This window comes from Paenibacillus curdlanolyticus YK9, from assembly GCF_000179615.1.
Classification (GTDB): domain Bacteria; phylum Bacillota; class Bacilli; order Paenibacillales; family Paenibacillaceae; genus Paenibacillus_T; species Paenibacillus_T curdlanolyticus.
This window is the reverse complement of record NZ_AEDD01000002.1, coordinates 245,829-267,408: the sequence shown is the minus strand read 5'-3', so window position 1 is coordinate 267,408 and position 21,580 is coordinate 245,829. Positions and strand designations below refer to the sequence as shown.

The 21,580-nt window shown below is 51.7% G+C and carries 7 protein-coding genes; 1 reads left to right on the top strand and 6 read right to left on the bottom strand.

What is annotated here, in order from left to right:
• Positions 1–52: 52 nt before the first annotated feature.
• Together PAECUDRAFT_RS04520 and PAECUDRAFT_RS04515 are read right to left on the bottom strand one after the other, a co-directional pair.
• Positions 53–448, bottom strand: coding sequence for an SRPBCC family protein (locus tag PAECUDRAFT_RS04520; protein ID WP_006036926.1), 396 nt, complete (start codon positions 446–448; stop codon positions 53–55).
• On the bottom strand, positions 445–774 hold the full coding sequence (locus PAECUDRAFT_RS04515; RefSeq protein WP_040711512.1) for an ArsR/SmtB family transcription factor: 330 nt from the start codon (positions 772–774) through the stop codon (positions 445–447). The genes PAECUDRAFT_RS04520 and PAECUDRAFT_RS04515 overlap by 4 nt, the downstream gene beginning before the upstream one ends.
• Before the next feature lie 296 nt (positions 775–1,070).
• On the opposite strand from PAECUDRAFT_RS04515, the gene PAECUDRAFT_RS04510 reads away from it, so the two are divergent.
• On the top strand, positions 1,071–2,189 hold the full coding sequence (locus PAECUDRAFT_RS04510) for an IS110 family RNA-guided transposase (protein ID WP_006036924.1): 1,119 nt from the start codon (positions 1,071–1,073) through the stop codon (positions 2,187–2,189).
• 547 nt (positions 2,190–2,736) lie between these two features.
• On the opposite strand, the gene PAECUDRAFT_RS04505 is transcribed toward PAECUDRAFT_RS04510, so the two are convergent.
• The 4 genes from PAECUDRAFT_RS04505 to PAECUDRAFT_RS04490 are packed head-to-tail and all read right to left on the bottom strand — an operon-like array spanning position 2,737 to position 21,385.
• Entirely contained in the window at positions 2,737–3,393 is a 657-nt protein-coding gene (locus PAECUDRAFT_RS04505; protein ID WP_006036923.1) for a hypothetical protein, read from the bottom strand.
• Positions 3,394–3,428: 35 nt separating this feature from the next.
• A complete protein-coding gene (locus PAECUDRAFT_RS04500) occupies positions 3,429–5,597 on the bottom strand; it encodes a Hint domain-containing protein (RefSeq protein WP_006036922.1) in 2,169 nt (722 codons plus the stop codon).
• Between the two features lie 20 nt (positions 5,598–5,617).
• Complete coding sequence (locus tag PAECUDRAFT_RS04495) at positions 5,618–13,831, bottom strand: Tc toxin subunit A-related protein (RefSeq protein WP_006036921.1); 8,214 nt, start codon at positions 13,829–13,831, stop codon at positions 5,618–5,620.
• A 33-nt stretch (positions 13,832–13,864) separates the two neighbouring features.
• Positions 13,865–21,385: a SpvB/TcaC N-terminal domain-containing protein gene (locus tag PAECUDRAFT_RS04490; RefSeq protein ID WP_006036920.1), complete on the bottom strand. Its 7,521-nt coding sequence runs from the start codon at positions 21,383–21,385 to the stop codon at positions 13,865–13,867.
• Positions 21,386–21,580 lie beyond the last annotated feature (195 nt).

The window sequence follows — 21,580 nt, the reverse complement described above, 5'->3', positions numbered from 1 at the left end:
GCAGCCGGTTTATGTCAATTCGGTTCAAAAATCATATACGATCAAATAGCCGTTATTGTGCCAACAATTTTTCAAGCTCGCCGTTCCAATTCGTCCAGCCGTATTTAGCGCCGCCGAGCGCTTGTGCGTTGGAGATGCCTGTTTGTTCGAGATGAAGGTTGACTTTGCCTTCTCCTAAATCCTGAATCGTCCAAGTAACGGTGTGCGTCTCTCCGCTTGACCATGTATAGGATAAGCGGCTTGGCGCTTCCACCACAAGCACTTCACCATCAATGATTCCATTCCAATATTCAGTTGGCTGTGCGCGGAATTGGAAACGGTGGCCAACGATGGGCTTAAAATCATTTTCGAGCGTCCACTTCGCTAGCTTGGTTGAATCCGTTAACGCAGACCACAGCTTCTCGATCGTAGTCTTGTACTGAAAATCTAAAGATAACGTTAAACTCATCCTTCATCCTCCTCTAATAGTTGGTTTAAACGCAGCATATTGTTGCTCCAAAACTTATGGTAGAACGCCAGCCAATCTTGAACTTCGCGGAGCGGAGAGGCGTTTAGCCTAAATCTCGTTTCTCTGCCCTCTTTGCGGTCAAGCACCAGTCCAGCCTCTTTAAGAATAGTCAAATGTTTGGATACCGCTGTTCGGCCCATCTGGAACTGTGCCGTTAACTCATGAAGCGGTACCTCCGCTGACTCTGATAATAGCCGAATCAGCTGCCGTCTCGTCGGATCTGCAATCGCGTCAAACACGTCCCGCGTCGGGTTGTTTTCGCTCACAACACCCTCTCCTAATTCGTTCTTTCCGAGGAATTTCATTGTCTCCCCGATATGGTTTAAGTTGAGCATCTGCACTGGTTCCAATACGTTTCAACGCATTTGCCTTATAATTCGACACCATTTAGTGTCGTGTTTATTATATGTCACCATTTGGTGTCCTGTCAACGGTTAATCTGCTAGCTATGATGAACGTAAATAAGTAACAGCTCTCCGTATTTGCTTCAGGTCGTAGGTTAAAAATGGATAGTGTGAAAACCACCATTTTCAGAGCTACAAGCAAAAGGAGAGCTGTTACTATGCATTCTGCCACAAAATACATCGGTTTAGATGTGTCCAAAGAAAAAATTTCTGTTGCTATTGCTGACGAGGGAAGAGAAGCGCCTCGTTACTACGGAACCGTTGCGCATACCCCGGCTGCCCTTCGAAAACTAATCAAAGAGTTAGGTCCGGCGGGAAGCCTTTCGTTTTGTTACGAGGCTGGGCCGACTGGCTACGAAACCTATCGCTGGATTGAAACAATGGGCGCTAGCTGTGTCGTCATTGCTCCCTCTCTCATCCCGAAACGACCAGGCGATCACATTAAAACCGATCGTCGAGACGCGGTGCAACTCGCTCGACTATTCCGTGCAGGAGAACTGACGCCTATTCATGTTCCATCGCGTGACAGCGAAGCGTTGCGAGACCTTGTTCGTACTCGTGAAGCTGCGAAAGAAGACAAGCACCGCGCTGCACAACGCATTTTGAAGTTTTTGCTTCGTCACCAGATCCATCCGCCCGTAACGATAAAACGTCGGTGGACCAAAAAGTATCGGGAGTGGCTTGGACAGCTTACTTTTGAACAAGAGGCGCTGCAATTTTGCTTTACTGAGATGCTGCATGCCCTCGAAGAAATTGAACAACGCATGGCGCGAATTGAAAAAGCACTATTCCAATTAGGCACCCAAGGCCCTCATGCGTCAATTATTCAGGCCTTGCAGTCCCTGCGCGGCGTCGCTTTGCTTACGGCAATTACAATCGCCGCCGAGATTGACTCGTTTGAGCGCTTCCGGTCACCTGCGCAATTAATGGCCTATTTAGGCTTAGTTCCGCGCGAACACTCGACAGGGCAAAGTGTAAAAAGAGGAGGCATGACAAGAGCCGGCAACCCTCATTTAAGGCGAGCCTTGGTAGAGTCTGCCTGGAGTTACCGTCACCGCCCATCGGTAAAAGGGGAATTGGCAAAACGGTTAGATGGCATGCCGCCCAACTTGCAACTGCTGTCCTGGAAAGCGCAAGAGAGATTGCATAAGAAGTATCGCCGGCTTGTTTTTGGAATGAATAAGCACAAAAATGTGGCAATTGGAGCAGTCGCTCGTGAATTGGCTGGTTTTATATGGGCGGCCGCTCGCACCTGTGACCAAACAAATTTAGCCTAGTTCTAGGCTGTATTCAAACACGCCAGAAAGAAAAACAATCTCGAGCACTAGGCCCGGGAGCAAACGAAGGTTCAAGAGAGAATCCACGTGGTCCGTTTGCACTAAGTTGAAAAACTGAACGTGCGTTGCTAGCTTGTGATCGCTCTCTTTGACGAAGGCATAAAATGTGGTAACCAACCCACGGATAGCAGCGTGCCAACCGTCGCTCGCATATTTGCTCCCGCGCTTAGTGCTTGAGAAACTGCATGGAAATACTGGAGAATTGACTAAAACGTTCATAGCAACGGACCGAGAAGCCGTTAATTTGACGTAAATAGACAATTCGCAAACCTAACGGACCTCAGGGCCGTTAATCGAGGGAAAACCAGCTGAATTGATCTGAATTTCCGCCAATAACGCTTCTGGAGTCCGTTAGAATCAAAAACTCCCTGATTTTCACCATTTAGCGTCATCTGTGTCCTTTAGCGGTCTACTCTAGGCTGATAGAGCGATTCATAAAAGAAAAAGGAGCTGCCTAGGCAAGCTCCTTTTATTAAGTGTACATATGTTAGAGCGACGAGGTTGGAATCGGCTCTTCCCAACGCGTCATTCCCGCAAGCTCCGGATGGTTATCCGGACAGGATTCCGAAGGAAGCTTCGTCTTCTTGGAAAGTACGCAGCCGCACTTGCCGCAAATTTTCTCGGCGCTGTCGTCAGCGGCTGAGCTGGTCGCAGTCAGCGCATTGTACAGCAGTTTATTCGGCTTGCTTTGAATATGCGGGCATGTCGCGCAAGCGCTCATTCGCTTCCGGTAGACGTCATCCTCCACCGTTGCAAAGCCCGCTCTCGCCCACTTCCACAGCGCTTGGCCCGCTTTTTTCGCCAGCTCCATGTTGGAATGCGACGCAGTCGTCCCGCCAGCCGCGCTCGCCATGTCTGTTCCTTCCGGTATTGCAGCATTAGCAGCTTGCGCCGCTCCTAGCGCTCCAATCGCTTCTCCTCCCCCGACTTGTTGCACAATCGGAGGATTGTTCAGCAAATAGGTCAAAAACATTTCCGATCGACGGGCTGACAATAAATTATGCGCGTAACTGGGATCGTGAACAGCCGCGAAGAGAACCTCTTCCGAAACCGGGCCGTTCAAACCCAGGATGATGCCGAATTGCCTGCGCTGTTCTTCTATAGTCCCCGTGAATGCTCCCATCTCTTGGGCGGCTGATTCCATCGTTATTCTCCTCTGTTCTTATTAGATTGCCACGCTTAGCTGAGCGTAATATCAGCCGAAGAAGCGTGCGGGTCCAAGGTCGAGCCAATGTCCGACGTCAGTGCTCTGGATACTGAAACATTGTAAGCTACGCTGCGCTGCAGCGACACCTTGATCAATACCGAGGACTTGCTGCTGCCCGGTGTTACGTCTGAAATGACCGCGTTTGGTTCAAACGTAAAGTCATCTTCATCAGCCGCGCTTATCGCCTTCACTGTTGTATTAAATTGCAATTCAACGGTCGAGTTGGCATGAAGCAGCACGTAACGAATCTCTTGGGTCAGCAGCGTTTTGTTTTCATCGGCCGAATCGGCAAACAAGAACGAGAGGTCTGTGGAAACTGTGAAATCTGAAGCGACGAGGCCAGTTTCGTCCACGATTTTGTTTGTCTGCAGCAGTTTGAACACCGTCGCCGCTACGTCCGCCGTAATGTCAGCTGTAATAAGCGATGCTGCGCTAATCGTCGGTCCGGTTACCTTCGCTCCGATTACTTTCAAGCCGTTCGCTTCCGGGCCGCCGATGCCGATTGGCGGGAAGTTCATGCCGTTGCCCGCCTCGATCGCGTCCATCCGCGTTCCCGTCGTCGGCTGATATGGATCGGTTTCGAACGCATCATGCGATGCGACATCGATGTTGTTGAAGATCACGAGTTGGATCTGGTGCAGAGCGCTCGTCATCAATGGCGCATAGAGCGTTCCGAAGAACATATTTTGCAAAATAGCTGGCGTATAGTAGTCGCTCATGCCAACGGTTGTGAAGCCATCCGAATTCAGCGGCGCGCTCTTCTGCAGACGGCTGACCATGTTCGCAAGAATGAACGCCATGCCTTCCATCCCGAGCCCTTTAATGCGCGTTAAGCCGCCCGAAAGGACAACATATTGCTTGCCGTATTGCGTGAACGCATAAGCGTTCGGCTCCAGACGCCCGATGTCATGATAGAACGTAATGTCCGGGTAGAAGCCTTGGAACAGGTTCACCAAGTATTTGACCATTGAATTGCCGATGCTTACTTCCGTAAAGCCCCATTTATCCGCTTTATCGTTCACATCAATCGCTTGCAGCGGGCTAAGGAAGGATGCAGCTTGATCAGGCACGAATGCCACATTCGAGCCGTGCACATAGAATTTGCTTAATTGCGCAGACGCTGCTGGCGTCGCCGCATCCGCTGCTGCGTCCGACAAGACGCTCGATGGCGCGCTGAACGACATATAATTGCCCGCCACTAAATGCGTGTGTACCGTTTCGTATTCCTTGGTGCCGACTTTCGGAGAATTCTCCGTTCCTTCTATCAAACCGCTTTTCATCAGCTCGTTCTGATGAATTTGCAGGTTGAAATCACCGGAAACCAGACCTTCAGAAAGCAGCAGATGGCCATCCAGCTTTCCGTCAAAGGAAACATCCGTCGCGATATGATGCACACCGCCAGTATATTCGCCAACGCTGACTTCGTTAATTTCTACCTCTGTGCTGTTATACGAGACCAACAAATCCCTGCCAGGCACCAGTCGGTCGGCACGCTTCAGCTTGCCGCTAGGCATCAGGAACAAATGGTCAGGCGTGACAACGATGCTGCCATGGCCGCCGAACCGAATGAAGATCATAGCTGGCTGGTGGCTCTGAGGTCCTGTACCGTTGCTGAAGTTCAGCTTCGCTTTTTTCCACTCTAGCTGCAAGCCCTTCTCCCCTTGCTGCAAGCTGGCTGTGATGACTTTATCGCCTACGCTGAATTTCTCGATCGCTTGGTGCCCTTGCGGCGTGCCGATTTGCGTGCCGTGAGCGAAGCAGGAGCAGCAGCAGTAGCAAGTGACAACGTTCCAGGTATCGCCAAGGCTCATGCAGCCTCTGTTGCCTAATGTCGCGTTGCTCATATCCGAAGGGTTGCTCGTATTAAAGCATACCTGTGCGGCAAACGGGTACAGGTAGTCATGCGGGGAGCAGCCTGGCACCGGATTTCCGTTAATATCGGTACACTGACATAGACGATGCGCCTGCGGCGAGAAGTTCACGTTGTCTTGGCAGTGCTGGCCGGGGCAAACCAGATAGAACGGCTTGCCAAACTGGAAATTATTGTTGTTAATGTCCTGCGGATTCACCTGCGACCAATTGACATCCGTTAAATTTTGCGCTGCGCCCAGATTGAGCTGAAGTGAGCCTAAACAATCCATGAATAATACCCTCTTTTCGATTAGTTGGTTGTAGCTGCTTTCGCGAATACGTTGGATTGATAAGTGATAATGACGGTAATCCCTGCTAACGCATCCGGATTCAAAGCGCCATTCAACAGCAGCGCATCCGGCGTATTCGATAGCGTAAATTGCAAGGTCGCATTCGAGATGGTTCCTGTTATATTGCTTAGATCGCATGTTCCCGCACTATTGGTTATGTTGATCGGGGCAATCGGATTATCGCCAAGCTTCAAGCTTAAGAACGGCGTGCTCTTATCCTTATCCGATAACGATGCCAGATCGGCCGTCTGAATCAATACTGTAGCAGACAACAGGCTTACATCCGATAAATGGGTCAAAATGGTGCGATCCGTAATCGGGAAGCTGATTTGCTGCACGCCCTGTACGGCAGGCGAACTGAACAAGGCGAACCAATCGCTTGGGAATGCCTGCTTCAGATCGATGGTTTTAGCTGGCGTATACGGATAAGGTGCGCTGTCTGCATGGAGCAACTGCTTCACCTTACTAGCGAACGGCGCTCCGCCATCCTTGGCCGTATACTGAATTTTGACGATGACATCCGAAATATTGCCAAGGTCGAAGCGGTTCGTTTCTGGCGGCAGGTTCAACGTCCACGAAGATACCGCGCCCGTCCCCTCGAACGGCAAATAGCGTTCATCCTTAAAATCGAGAACAAACAGCCCGGCATCGTTCATGCCTCGCGTAACGGCAACCTGCTGGGCCACATGGTTCTGACGCAGCACATCAGGTCCAGGCGCCGGATCGGACGGATTCAGCAGATAGCTGACGCCCGAGCTGTCATTAGCCGAAACCACAACCGCGTTTCGGTTTTGGACCAATGTCGCATTAATGTTCTGGTAAGGCCCGACTACAGCCGGTATGGATATGGAAATGGACTTGATTTTGCGGCAATAGTGACCAGGGAAGTCGAAGTCGAACAGCTTCTCGGACAATTCAAAATCCAGCTTGCCCTGCGTACCTGTACCGCCTGGCATCCCCCCTTTAAAGGCAATAAATTTAATCGGATCGAGATGCAGCAAAGATACGGTTTTCTCCAGCTCCAAATCTCTCGTGTTGTTGAACAAATAAGCTTTCTCCATTTGATTCAAAGCAAGCAGCAAGCCTTCCCCGGCAAGCAGCCCCCTGTGAAGGTTATCCCAATAGTCGAATTGCAGGAATTGATCCTGACGCTCCAGCTCATATTGATAAGCCGATTGCGCAGCCAAAGCCATGTCGACTGCCAGCTGATAGCATTGGAAATACGCCGTTGATAACCGGCTGATCATCCATTGATACAGCTCTTGGCCAGTAAACTTGCTGCGAAGGAACTGATCCATCTCATCCTGCTGCTTCATCGATTGCTGATGGATGTCCAGCTCCCGCTGCAGCATTTCGCCGCGTACATTCCCGCCGGCAATTTGCAAATCCAACTGCCTTACTTCAGAGGCGGCTATATCGCGCTGCAGCCCCCATTCCTCGCGGCGGCGCAAGTACTGCGCGCTGGTGCTTATTAAGCCGGCCGCTTTATCCAAAACGTTCGCTGCCCCGTCCGCCATGGCAGCGCCTGCATTCACCGCATCGCCAAACTGCATCCCGCCGTCAGCCAATCCGAATATGTTCGGAGCGAGATAAGCTGCGATCGATATGCCGTGAATCGCGATGGATGCCGTTTGAAGATCCGCCGAGATCCCTCTTAAAGCGATATCCGTAATTTCGAGTCCGTTGATGTCTTCGTCGTATAAGGAGCTGTAATGGTCATGGCGGAACGATGCGTTATTTCTGCTTTCACTTAGCGACGCAAGCGTGTTGGCCATTTCCTCCAGCTGCTTCTCTTTAATCATGGTCGTGAGGTTAAGAATATTTTTCTCATGCGTGCTTTGGAGCAAGGCAAGCCCCTCGGCATCGTTGCGTTCTAACGCGGCCAACAAGCTGCCGCCGAACTGGGTTAGCGTGCCAGCTAACGATTTGGCGCGTTCCAGCATGAATTCGAAGCGATAGGGTACGCCCTGATTGGCTGTTTTCAGCGCAGACAACGGATTAACGCCCGCGCTCACCATACGGATCAGCTGGGCAGGGTCGATCGGCGGCTCGAACAACGCCAACGATTGCGGAACGCCCTGAATGTTGAGGCAATGCCTGATTTTGAACAGCCGATCCTCCACCCGATCCCAGTAGGCGATGAACCGTTCGTTCTCCGGCACGCAGAAGTAAGTATCCAGTGCATTGAATGGCGCGTAGTCCATGAGCGCTTCGTTCCCTGGCGCTTCCTGCTCCAGAGCAATGAAAAATTGCGGAATGTCGTCCTTGAATTGCGTGAGCAGATCAGCGAATGTTTTGGGCGCAGGCTCCGGGGCTTTCCCCAGATTTTCCGGCCTAGGTCCCAGCAAATCGTAGGCGTACACGTACATCATCGTTGCGGTAACGATCGATTCCCACGTATATTGCGCGAAGTACGAATCGCCCCACTGCAATAAATTATCGATGTACGCCATTACGATCGCTTTCTCGTAAGCGCCGATACGAAGTCCTGCAATCGCATCCGGGTCGAACGGGTCCATATTGTACGCTGCGATTTCCTGCGGATTCGTCAATTGATCCTTCAACGACTCCAGCGTATGGTTGCGGAACGGGCTGAACTGCCAGAAGCGAGCCTCTTGTCTGCCTAATTTGTCATTCAACAACCGGTTGCGGACCGAATCGATCTGTTTGTCGTCCAGAAAAGCAAAGTATTGGCTGATCGGCGTCTTTTCCGAGAAGTCCGCGCTTACGGCGCCCTTATCCGTAATGATGTTTTGATCGACCAGTATTTTGTAAATGCGCTGCGAGCTCGTAAGCCCGATCGTCGAGGTCTGGAAATCGCCCGCTCCGACCTGGAATGGCTGCAGCGTCGGATTAAAGATGTATTGATACCACTTCTCCGCGTCCTGATAGCTTTGGTTCGTTTTTAACAAATCCGCAATCAAGTAAGGCGCATGGAAGAACAGCTCCCAATAATACGTCTTGTACGCACCCCAGAAATCAACCTGCGCGCCATCGGACGCATCCGGCGAGATGACGTATTGGCTGTCGAACTGGAACCGCTTGAACAACAATTCCGCCTCGACCGGGATTTGCTGCGAATCCAAACTGAGAAGCTTATCGATGCCGCCCGTGAAGAGCGTCGAGCTCAGCCTATGCACCGCTGCCGTTGTTAGGCGGAAGGCGGAGAATTGGTATTTCATGCTGCCAATGCCGTCCTTGTTCCGGTCCAAGAAGCCGACTGACACAGGGAAAGGCCATTGATACAGCGTATCCATCACATGCCTAACTTTTAGGTCCTCGTTTGGCTGACCCGCCATTAACCCTTTGACATACTCGTTCAATTCATAGAAATCGATATCCGCCAAAATTCTGCCGTTCGGATCCAGATAACCAGATTTAATAAGCGTGTTGAAGGTTTTTTGGGAGCCAGAGACCTCGATATCAATCGGTGAAGGCGCTACAAACGACAGATCCGTGAACATCGGACTGTTCATTAACACGTTGACGACCGCGGCAGTATTGGCAACTAATTGCGGCTGCAAATACTCCGTTAGGCTCGCTGCATCCGAGTAGCTTTTGAGAACCCCGTTCTGATCTAAAAACCCGCCTTTCACGAGCAAATTATAGATCGTCTGCGAACCATTCGCGTCAATGTTTACATTCGTCGAAATAAACGATGCCGGCGTGAAAATCGTATCCGGATTCAGAAGCGCTTCGCTAATCGTAGGCACTTGCTCCATCAAGTCCGGGTCGATGTCCATCAGCAGGAACGCTTCCTTATCCCCTTTGAACAAGAACGCCGCTGGATGGTTCTTGACGGTTAGCACCTCGTACTCGTTGCCACGCATATTGCCGGACAAAGATACCGTTCCAATCGCCTGACTGATCTGCTGCAGCACGTACGTCGTTTTTGCAGGTATGTTCGTTTGCCCCGCAAGGTAACCAGCGATGTCCTTCTCAAGCTGATCAAAGGCAAAGGAGCCTGTCGCTAAACCCCTGCCATTGAAATAGCCTGTTTTGACCAAGCCGTTCCAAACCGCCGTGGATTGCGTCGCATCGATGCCTAACGCCGTCGATACGAATGAAGATGCGCCTAACGAAGAGGCGGCAATGACGGGCGATGGATTCCGGATGGAATCTGCGGCGTAGTTATCATAGAGAATATGGGCGGTATCAATCAGATTCAGCTGGCCGGAGCTTCGATCGATCTCAGGACGGAAATACGTCTCGCTGATCAACGCTTCTTTCGCCGAAATGATATATTCATCGGGATTCACGATAAAGCCGGATTGCAGATCATCATTAATGACGATTGGCTGGAACACTGGCAGGAAGCCCGTATGCCCGACCTTCTTAGCCAAATTAAACTGGCTAGACACTTTATATAGCTGGTTTTCGAATTGCTGCAACGTGTCCGAAGTGGAAACAGGAGCACTCGGCATTGCGAACGCAGATATGCCCTCGACGTCGATCATCGGACCAAAGAACAGCACAAGCTTTTCGAATGGATTAGCTCCTACGTTCGGCGTCAAATAGTTGTTCCGTTCGATTTTGAGCGGATACACCTTCTTCCACCATTGTTGGGCAGGATCGAACTGAGCAGCGTTAAAGAGTGTTTTAACCCCATCCTGCGCAATGAACGTGCTGTTGTCCGCCCAAATGACCGCATCTTCCGTCAACGTTTGCGGCGCGACCCAGCTGCCGCTGAAATTGTAGAAGGTATACCGAATCGTTGCTTTCACCGACTTTTGCTGCGTCGAACCCGCTCCGGAATCCTTCACAGCCTTCTGCTCCACCCAGAACAGGAAAAGGCGATTAAACACATAGACAGGCGACACCGTGTCGGAGTTGATCGCCACTTTGATCTCGTTCCATTCCGACCACACGTTGCCTTCATCCCGCGTCAAATAGTAATACTTGTAGGGCTGCGTTTCTGTACGGGCAAAAAGATATGTCACTTGCGCATTCTCATGCGTCGGGTCCGTAACATGCGTGTGATAGGTGTCGACCACCTTCAGCTTGGCTAGCTCCGCAAATCGATCCAAATATTTGCGATACGCGGCTTCCACCGTCGTTTTCGTAATATCGCCTTGCTTCAGCGTGTTTTCAAAATCCGCGAACAGCGCGGTTTTGTTTTGCCTGTAGGACGGGTCGATATAATTTTCGGGATACAGGAATACTTGGCGATTCGCTTCCCAAATCCGGTAGTTAATCATCCAGCTCCACCATACCGGCGGGATATCTAAATTGATAACGCCCGGCTCCAGCCGCTCCCTGCTGCGTTGCAGGTACAGCTGCGTCGCATTCAGCGCTTCTTTAATATAAGAAATCGTAGCGCTTCCGCTCATTTCCACGTCGATCAGCAGGTATTCGTATAAATTGCGGCTATTTTCAATCCAGCCGAGATCGTCCTTCTGCGACAACGCGTTGAGTGCAGTAGAGATTAATGCCGTCCGCTGCTTCTCCTGCACGGCTCCGTTCACCTGAAGGTAGAGCGTCTCCCAATCGTCCCCGCCCAACCGTGCACGCAGCGCCATTAACAGATTGTCCGCCGCGGTTACGTAATCCGCCCAATGCCCCGCAGCGTCCAGTCCAGCCACCTTGTTTATCTGCCGCAATAGACTGAAGTTTGCGCCAGTGGACTTCATGATGCTCATAATCTGCTGCAGCAGATACAGCCGCTCGATTCGCGACAATTTCGGGAACGCGTTAAACACGGAAAGAATTTCCGTATCCGCAAGTCCGGTCATGTCCGTGATCGCCGAGGCGGCATCATTGTCTGAAGCAGCCGTCATGTAACGGGAGATGGCCCCGTTCACATCATTGAAGAGCACCTTCAGCTCCTGATAGCCATACACATCAAGCACATTGCTTGCCGTCAGCTTCGCGGCATCCGCGATGCCGAATGCTGTGAGGCTTCCCTTCAGGATTGCCAGATCATCACTAGTCAGCGCCAGCTTCCGCATGAGCACGAGCCATTGCGAGAGCTGCTTCATTCTGGCTTCAGCCGTCGCTTGCTGCTTCGGATCGGTGAATACGGCGACCATGTCGGCAAAATGGAATAAATCGACCAATCCTGCGATTTGCACCGATTGCACATGGAAAAATGCTGCCATTTGCCCGACTAGCTTTTGCAGTACAGTGTCTGCATCTTGATCCGAGCCTGCGCTTGCGATGAGCTGCGGCAGGTTGCTCAGCCAGCCGTCCAATGCATCGGTCCGGTATAGCGGATCAACATAATCGGACACGTTGCCGTTCGCCACATAATCCAATTCGTACACGTTCAGTCGCGAGCGCTTCAACCGATCTGCGTTATTTTTCAATTTCGTCCAGGCATCTAACGCTGGCACCGCAGTCAATTGGTTGAATAAAGAAAGCAGTAAGCTGAACTGCGCTGCAGGCATTCCCAACAAGCTTCCGAACATGACATAACGATCGAGCACAGACAAATTGCCAACGGTCAGCGGAATGGTTGCTTGCTGTCCGAACAATGCAGAAGCAAGCAGGCTAAGGTCGCCCTGACTTACCTTTAGTGCAGCCGCAATCCGGGACGCCAGCTTCATATTATCCGTATCCGTCGCTCCTACCGTCCAGCTCAGGTGGTTGTCGGTAAACATGGCATTAAACGCGTAGCTGCTCTTGCCTTCATCTGCTGGATGATAAGGGGCCGATTCCGGTCCGTTGAAGAGCTTGTCGAACGCGGTATTCGATACGGCCGCATCGCCCTGTCCGTACGTTTTGAGATCGAAAATCAAGGCGCCAGCCTGCTCCATCGACAGCTTCCATTGCTCTTTGGCCGTTTTGAGCTTGGCAAGATCAATCAGCGCTTGGGCATCCAGCTTAGGCGCGCCAGCTTTCACGCAATGCAATGCCCAGTCCAGATCAACGTAGCTCCAGCCGAGCTTATTGCTTAGTCTAAGGAAACGGTGAATCCGGTCTAATGCATCGTCGGTAAGGTTCGCAATCGTCAAAGCGCTGCCTTCATCGTTTACTTGCAGCGGTTTTGCCAGCCCATAGTTGATGAAGAAAGCGTTCGAAAGCCCCGCTTGCCATTCATCCGCGGACAGATCCTGATTAAACAACGATTGCAGTTGGACCAACGTTAAGCCCGTTTGTTTGCAGAATGTGGCAACATCCGACAGTGTCGTCAGATCCGATACGCCGTAGAACGCTTTCAGCTGCGTTTCATCCGTCGTAGAGGTGGAGATGAGCATGAGCTCTTCCTGCGACAGCCCCAGCGTTTCGGCAGCGACGCTTAATGGGGAGGAACCGACCGCCGCATACAAATCCTGAAGCTTCACGCTCATCCGGTTGAGATAAATGCGCATTTGCTCCAGCGGGTATTGGAAAGGCAGGCTAAACGGATAAACTTGACCCGCCAACGGCTGATAAACATCACCTGTAATGCTAAGCGCTGTCTTAACCGTCTCCTCCAGCCGTTCGTTGACGATTTGCAGATAAGGCATCGTCTTGTTCGTGCTCTCGCAAGTGAGCGGGATCGTCGCCAGATCGGGGCGGCGAACGCTCAAGGCCATATTCGCGGGAATCGTCGACCGATTCGGCTCGGTAATGTACTGATTGACGATGCGCATCAAATCGACCAGATACGCCGCCGGACCGAAGATCGATTTGCATTCGTCGCATTCGCAGTAGTTCAGCGTGCCGAATATATCCTGATAATTAGGCAGCGCCTCGTAATGCTGCACGATGGACGTCGAGATGGAGTTCGCGGCATAGCTGCGCGTATGTGGCGCTGTCAGTTGAGAGATGGACGCCCATTGATGCATCGTTTGGGCTTCCACATGCTTTGCCTGCGCGTGAATGTCAGCCGCCTGCGCCTCTCCGTTGTCGCCTAATAACGGCCCATAGGTGCTTACGAATTGGTCCGGATTGATCGCTGCGATTTGCAGCGCGGAATGTAACGGCGGGATTGGCTCATTGCTGCCGCCGTTCTTGCCATTGCTGCCTTGCATCAGCGCGCTGGCAGCACGCGGATCATTCGTAAGCCGAAGCAGCCGTTGATAGCCTTGTAGGAGGCTTAACGCCTCCGCATGCTGGTCGCTCGAACCGTTTAACGCCTCCACAGAAGCGGTGTTCGAGAATTTAAAATGATTAACATCGAAATTCGGGTTATTGGCATAAAATTGCGCCAAACTCGGATGCACATCGCTCAAATACGATTGAATATCCATGAAATTAATGGTCCTCCCTATTGCCCGAATCGATTAATAGCCGAAATGGCTTTTTAAGCTTGTCATCGCTTCTGTTCGCTTTTCCTTCTGAAGCGTATCTGCCCGTAAAATATTCGCACCGAACTTGGTAGCGTAAACTTGTTTGCCGTGCATGTCATAGATTTGATAGAAGAATTCATCCGCAATATGGGTCATCGTGCCGTCTGCCTTCAATCGGACATTTGCCCCGGCTTTAACCAGCAGCTTCTCTCCCGTAGCGCTGACAAAATCTTTAACAGCCAGTTCCAAGCCCAATTGGACAAGGTTAGAGCCTTGGCTGCCAGCGACCAGATTGTCAGAGGATTCCGCGCCGCCTAAGCAGTGTGCGATTAAATGGCACCAAGCTTCCCCTAAGCCGCCATATCCGGAGTCGTCCCTCTTCGAATACAAACTCGCAGGCAAGTTGTTCGTGTTGTGGAACGCGCTAGCTTTTCCCATCGTGTCGTTGGTAGAATCGCGGCCATCCACGTTAAGGCTCGCTTTCGAAACGATTTGCTGCTTTTCGATGTAATCATGCTTGATGCCAAACGTGAACAGACCCTGTACGCCTGTCGGATTCGCGACCTTCACCGGCAGCGCTCTGCCAGAGCTCGGCGGCACGTCGAACTGGTCCAGCTCCATTTGGGCCCTATCCGCTGCTTTGTGAAGCTGCTTGCGGATATGAATCTGACGGTTCTTCGTAACCCGCAGCTTCCGTCCTCTTAACGTTTCAATCGTATCGGCTTTCGTTTTGGAATCGCCCGAGCTGAACCGTTTAAGATCGTCTTTTCGCTGTTTCGCTTTTATTTGCGCGGTTATCTTCTTTTTGGCAATGCCGTTCTTCCCTTTGACCTTCCCGACCTTATTCTTAACTCTTGCCATCCCATTCGGATCGACGAACGAAATCGGATTGCCGCCGACGAACGCATACATGTTCAAGCCATCTGCGGTTCCGGCCGGGTCAGCATTGATCCAGCACCCGAGCCAAGGTGGATAATACCGCGCTCCATAGTAATACAGCCCCGTACAATCGTCTCGCTCTTTGCCGCTGTATCGATACTCCTTCAGCTGCACTTCCCGCTGGTCCATACCCGTTATATAGGACGTTCCGCCGAAGGGCAGGTATTCCTCATAGCTGATCAGACAGGCGTCCTCATCCACTTCCATCGTCGATGAGCCCAAATAGTCGCTGAGCTGATAGCGAAGCTGGCGTTTGCCGATCGTATCCGTCTCGCGTCCCGTGTCATCCTTGGTCCACAGATTCGCGATCGCTGCCGTTCGCGCATCCTCCATAACGCGATAAGAATGGCGTTCCAAAATGAGCGTCCGCACCTCATTCTGGACGCGCGTTATCCGCTTGATCTCCAGACGACCGACATAAATCTTTTCTTGAATTTCGGTCAGTCCGTCGCTGATTTTTCGCTCCTGCACCTTACGGACCCTGTGCCCGCTGCTGTCGTAAACGAAGTAAGATCGGTCAGACTGGTCGCCATCGCGCTCCACGATCGTTGCGTTAGCCAAATTGTTGCGATAATTCCATTCCAAAGCGCGCAAATGCTCCAGCGCCAGAAGGTTGCCGTTGTTATCGTACTCCAGCTGTTCAAGGGCGCCTGATTGGCTGCCGGCGGTCATCGCCTTCAATCGGTTGGAATGCTCGCTGATCTCTACCGCTCGCGTCCAGCTGGCGGAAGCCGCCACATGCCGAGTCTGGACTTTGTTTCCAGCTTCGTCATAGGTGTAGTACTCCGTGTAATTTTCAAGCTTATCCGCATCATTCAGATGCGGCGGGTTCGCCGACAACCACTGGCTTTGCTTAAAGCCGGTAGCATAAGTATCGGGCAAAATGCCCGGATGCTGCCTGCCCGAAGCGCGAGTCAACCGGTAAAGAGCATCGTAGGTGTAATCGCTCAACGGCTCCACGATTTGCTGATTTTGAAACACCGTTTGGAAGCTGTTGTCGCGCGACCTCGTGATGTTGCCAACAGGGTCCATCGTGTAAGTCAGCTTCTGCAGGATCGGGTTTCGCGCAATTCCCTTGGCGTCAGCGGCCGACCGGGATGATACGATTCCGAGCAACCGCTGCGTCGTCGCCTCATAAGCGAATGACGTTGCGGTTCCGTTACCCCGAGTAATCAGCGTATGCTGACCGTTGGCATCATACTGGACATCCTCAATGAACGGCACATTGGACTGTTCCGGGAAATCAACCGAAACCTTCTGCAATCGCCCGCTTAAATTGTAGGCCGTTCGATATACCGTCTTATCCGCGGACGTCTCTGCAATTAATCTTCCGATACCGTCATAGTCGAATGAAGTAACGAAGGATTCGCCATTCAAAGCAGGCTCGCTGCCTTCTCCCCAATTCGGCTCTGACGTGTAATCCGCTAGCAGCGTCTGTTCCATCTCCATAATGTGGCCCTGCAAGCTATATACATGGTTGTGCGTAACCCCTGCTTGATCGAACAAGGTGTACAGCTTGCCGCAAAGATTCCGATTCTGCGCTTCTGCCACGCTAAGTCCAGCATTATCGCCGTAGACGTACCGCTCGACTGTCTGCGCCAATTGTAGATCGGAAGCATGGTCCGTTCCGTCCACGCGGATTTGCAGCGGACGCTGCAGTCCGTCGTACTGCGTAGCCGTATGAAAGCCGCGGCTGTCCCATGTATGTACAGGAAGATCGAATAGATTGTCGATGCCAATGCGCGTGCCTGCATCTTGGCTATCCGTACGCAGCAGGCGATTTTGCATATCATAGGCGAATTGCACATCCTTCAAGAACCCTTCCTGACGGCTGCTGGCATAATAGTTTCTCGCATTCGCCTCATAGAGCACGTTGCTCATGCTGTCATATCCGGTATATTCAGGAAGGCAGCTCTGCCGGAGCAACACGATGATACTGTCAACAAACGGCTGAAATTTGGCATCCACCGTTAACTGGAAGCCAGGTGCATATGGACGGAAGCGGGCAGAGGCCCTTCCCCGTCCTTTGTCGGAATCGGTCAAGTCTACATACCCTTGTTGGACAAGCTCATTCCATACATCCGCTGCTGTCAGCACGCTCCCCTTCACCATGTCGTTGAACAGATCGCTTGACGTTTCGCCCAAGTTATTGTCCAATTTCAAAAACACGCGGCCCAAATGGTCTTTGATCTGAATGACAGGCGTGTCTCGGAAGCAGAAGGCTTTTAGCAGCGCATCCTTTTCATCCATCTGGCTTTGATCCGGTTCGCTTGGGTAGTCACGCATAAATTGCTCGTAATAGCGGGAATCCGCAATCGTATCGTTGGCGTCGTAATGCGCTTCCTCCCAAGGCGAGAACAGCGTTTTCGTATAGAAACCTTTGGGCGAATCCACGCGGTAAACGCGGGATAGCGGATCATAATGGGTGACCGTTGGCGGCGGCAATAGATCGGCTGTATGTACCTGTTCGTCGTACATAGGAACCGTTGAATAGTAGGGCAAAAACTGCTCAACGGGCCTTCCTTTATGATCGTACGCGGTTCTCCCAGAAACGAGCCAACGTACGCTTGCTGTAACAATCGTCGGAGTGCCCGTTGCGTCAGCCGCAGGCTCGTATGCTTCGCCGCCATCTGCCCTTTTCCTCGTCTCGATGACGCGGCCAAGTCCATCCATATAGCTCACATTGATTAAAATCCGAGTGCTCTCGTCCCCTGTTTGCTCCGAAACGCTCGTTTCCCGGTATAGCTCCACCGTTCGGTTAGGGCCCTTCCCTTGTCCCCAAGCGAACACATCGTAGTACGTAAAGGCGGACGCTTGTTGAAGATATCGCTCAGGCTGAGCCAGCACATCCTCGAACGATGCATCCATCACCGGGACATATCCGGCTAGATCACCGTCTCCCACTCGCCGATCCTGCAGTGTCCCGAATAAGGATGTAGCGATGACCATGCCTAATGGATCGTAAAGGATCTGCGCGGTATTGCCGTTGACATCAGTCGTCCGGCTCGGCTTGATCAGGTTGTAATCAAGTGCAAGGGACATCGTGGTCGAGGCTGTTTCGCTCAGAAATTGCGTAGTGCTTGTCGGAACCAAGCAGTATGGATCGTAGCTGAACTCCGTCCGATGGTACAGATTGGCATTGCCCTGAAGCAGCGTGTTTTCGAGCTTCCAAGGCAGGTGGAAGCGATTATCTGTGCTGTACGCATAATGCTGAACCAGCCCTTGATTCCACCAGTACCCTTCGCGCAAAACGTAACCGCAATCATCGCCCATCATCTTATCGGTCAGGCGTACATCAAACAGCTTGCTGATTTGATCGGGCGTCGTCACCGCGTGCTCGCCGTGATGATGGAGCATAACGCCTGTCAGCTTGCCTAGCGGCAAAGCGTCCGTTTGTTCGGCATTCCAATAATACTCCCGACTCCACGAAAGAAGCTCCGCCTGCACCACGCCTGCTGTTGGCGACGTGCCGTACGGGATAACGTTCGCGAGCGCGTCTGGCCATGCGGTTTGCAAATCTATCAGATGAAAATAAGCGTTTGGCGACAGCTGCATGCCGAACAACGCATACGATTGGCTCTCGTATTCTACGCCAAGCATGCGATACGCTTCCGTTTCATTGGCATAGGATTTCACGTGAAGCAAAACCTGTACCTGCTGCTGTTCGGGCAGTGCTAATGGCTGCGCTTGACGGCGCGGGTAATGGATTTGAATCGCTTTGGTCACATGCCCATAGGCATCCGTTTCCACCACCATCTCATGGCTCATGCGCGGATCGCTAGGGTCACGCTCATATTGATAGTCGATCGACTCGCTGGATTGCACCAAGAGCGAGGCAAACAGCCCAGCCTCCCGTCCTTGAACAAGCTTCACGGCATAATTGGTTTCGTTCACCGTATACGGGTGCTCAGATTGTCCGCCCGGCTGGTCTAAGCCGTATACCTCTTCACGCAGTGGAAGCCCTTTCAATGCAACATAACATTGCCGAAGCGTTTCCCCGTCAGTACCGCGCAGTGCTTCGTCCAGCTGGCTGTCGGGCATTGCATAAGCGAGCGCGTCCTGCTTGTAATACTGCTCTTGGAAGTGACGGGATAAAGTCGTTGAATGACGAGCTGACCCGGTATGGAACCATCTCTTCCAGTAAACAGGCGCGGTCTCTGGCCAGTCGGATTCGGCTGAACCCTCCTCTGCATCCCATTGCTCAACGTAACCGAAGCCTCTAAATTCCTTCTCTACCGGGTCGTAATACCCCTCATGATACTTATAGCTTGTAACGAATTGGTTGCCTGAGCACGCCTCTGTCAAACGGACCTGCTCTACCACATGCACGGGGAATGGTAGAATCGTCTCCCAGCGTTGTCCCGCCCGCTTATCTTCCATATAAAACTGGACGGAGCTCGCATAGCTAATATCCGTTATTGCGCCGATGCCATTATCGGTACGGATCAGCAGGTTCGGCTTATGCCCGCCGGAGAAGTCATAATAATAATGCTTGACCGATTCCGTGCTAACCTTCGTGAAGAGCAAGCATTGGCACCCGTTGCCGAGGATGTCAGCCAACTGGATACGATCCACTTCGCCGAAGAACTCGGGCAAGAAGACCGATATCGGCGGGCTGAACGCATTTCCGCCCTGATTCAGGTAAACATCCGCACGATCCGGATAAACATAGACGAGATCCGTTAACCCCGAGCCGCTCAAATCGCCTAAAAACAGCCGCGAAGCATTGAAGCTGTCGTCGAAATACGGCGCTTGCTCCATTCGGATGACGGATGCGAATCGTCCATATCCGAGACTGGGCCAGCACTCGACGCTGCCGTTGCGAATCCGGACCCGATGCGAGAGTCCGTCGCCGATGAAATCGGCAAATGTGACGATTTCCTTCGCGCTGTCTGTCGAGCCAAGCGGAAAATGCGCGGAATCGCGTTCAGCATATTCGGCGCTAATGGGATTGCCATATCCTTCTTCATTTATGGAAGGATATATTTTGATTTGACGATCCTCGAAGACGACCAAGTCCGGCACGCCGTCTCCTTGCATGTCCGACATTTCTTTCGGGAACGGGCTTTGTAAATATTCAAGCGGAAAGCTAGTGAACGACTGCAGGCCGTTCCAGGAGCGCCCATACTCCGTTGCATAGAAGCCCGCCCACTGCGAATCGGTCACGATCAGATCCATAACGCCATCGCCATTCAAGCTCGTTAGCGTATAGGACCGCGATTCAGGAGCCGAACCGTCCGTTAATGGAAATTGTTCAGCAGTTGTGGCGTTTTGATAGACGCCGTCCCCAAGCGGTTCCCAATAGATAGCCGAATTTGCGCCAACTTGCAAAATGCCCGATAAGCCTTCGCCATATAAGTCGGTGAATTCGTAGGAGGAGCCATCCAAATAGCCGGGGATCGTATACCCGTCCTCCGTCTGCAGGAGACGAAAGGCTTGTTTGTCAGGCTCAAAAGTTTCATATGTAAACGCCAAGGGTGGTGTGGAAAGCGTACGATAACGTCCGTCCTCTTGCTTTTGGCAGCCAATCATTTCGACCGAAGCGAGTCGATTCAGCTTTGCTAGCGGATCGATTGCATAATTGAATCGCGTCATTCGAACAAGGCAAGGCTCCGCGCCCAGCTCTGCAAACTGATGGAACATCAGAATCTGTCGGCAAATGCGATGCATGCGCACTTCGAAGCCGCTTCGGTAAGTGGAGAAGGCGTCAGCGCGTGCTGGCCATGTGGTTTGCGGAACGTATGGTTTGCAGCCGGCTTGATTAAGCGAATCTAGCGAAAGCTCATATTCGCCGTAATCTAGCACAAGCTGAAACGCAAATTTCTCTTCCTTATTCGCATCGATATAATTGCCATACTGAATACGTTGCAAATAAACCGCTGCCGACGGTTGTCGATTTTGCTCGGACAGCGAATTCGGAACATTGTCTTGATTTTCGGTCACATAGGTATAAACGCGCTTATTGCCCTTCGCATCGGTTTCCTGCTCTACGTTCCATTGAAACACGTTTACAGGGCGCTCTGGATCCGCCACTCGCGCGGTAGCGCTTTGACCATAGATCGAGCAAATATTATTGCTGGAAATGATCCTCCAATAGGAGGCTGAGACAGACTGCCAAAATTCGATCTTTGCAAAAGAACCTTCCATGCGGTGCATATACTCGGATATTGTCCAGCTTTGCTCCCCGTCCTGTTCGGTTCGAGTCAAAGGCTTCAAGCTGGCAGAATCAAGCTTCGGAATGATTTCTTCGCCGTCCAGCAAAAATCGATCGGTGCTGTCGTACGTTGGTATGCCGGTATCCGTTCGTCTGGAAATGGATGAAGCCGATAACGAGAACCCCAGTCCGTACACGCCATTGCCGCTTCCCGAGCTATATTGAAGCTTCAGCTCCGGCTCAAACTCCCGGCAGGGCGATGCATAAATGGGGATGCTCATGTGCATGCTGCCTGTAAATAAATCCGGCTCGAACGTCTCGCCAATGCCGCGAACCGCTCCTCCCCCTTTCGGAAGCGAAAGCTCTGATTTGGAAAAAGGCTCGGAACGCTCTTGCTCGCTATTCCATGACTTGCTTTGCATTAGTTCCCTCCCATACCGTCAGATCAGACCGTTAATTCGAGCAAACTTTACACAATTCGGCAAAAATCCATATTTTATCAGAGTAAATATAACAGAAAGCGTATTCAGTGTATAGGGCCTTTGTATTGTATGATTTCGTAAAGGAAATATGCTATTACGCTCGTGTCCGTCATGTAGATCCCGCGCAAATAAAAA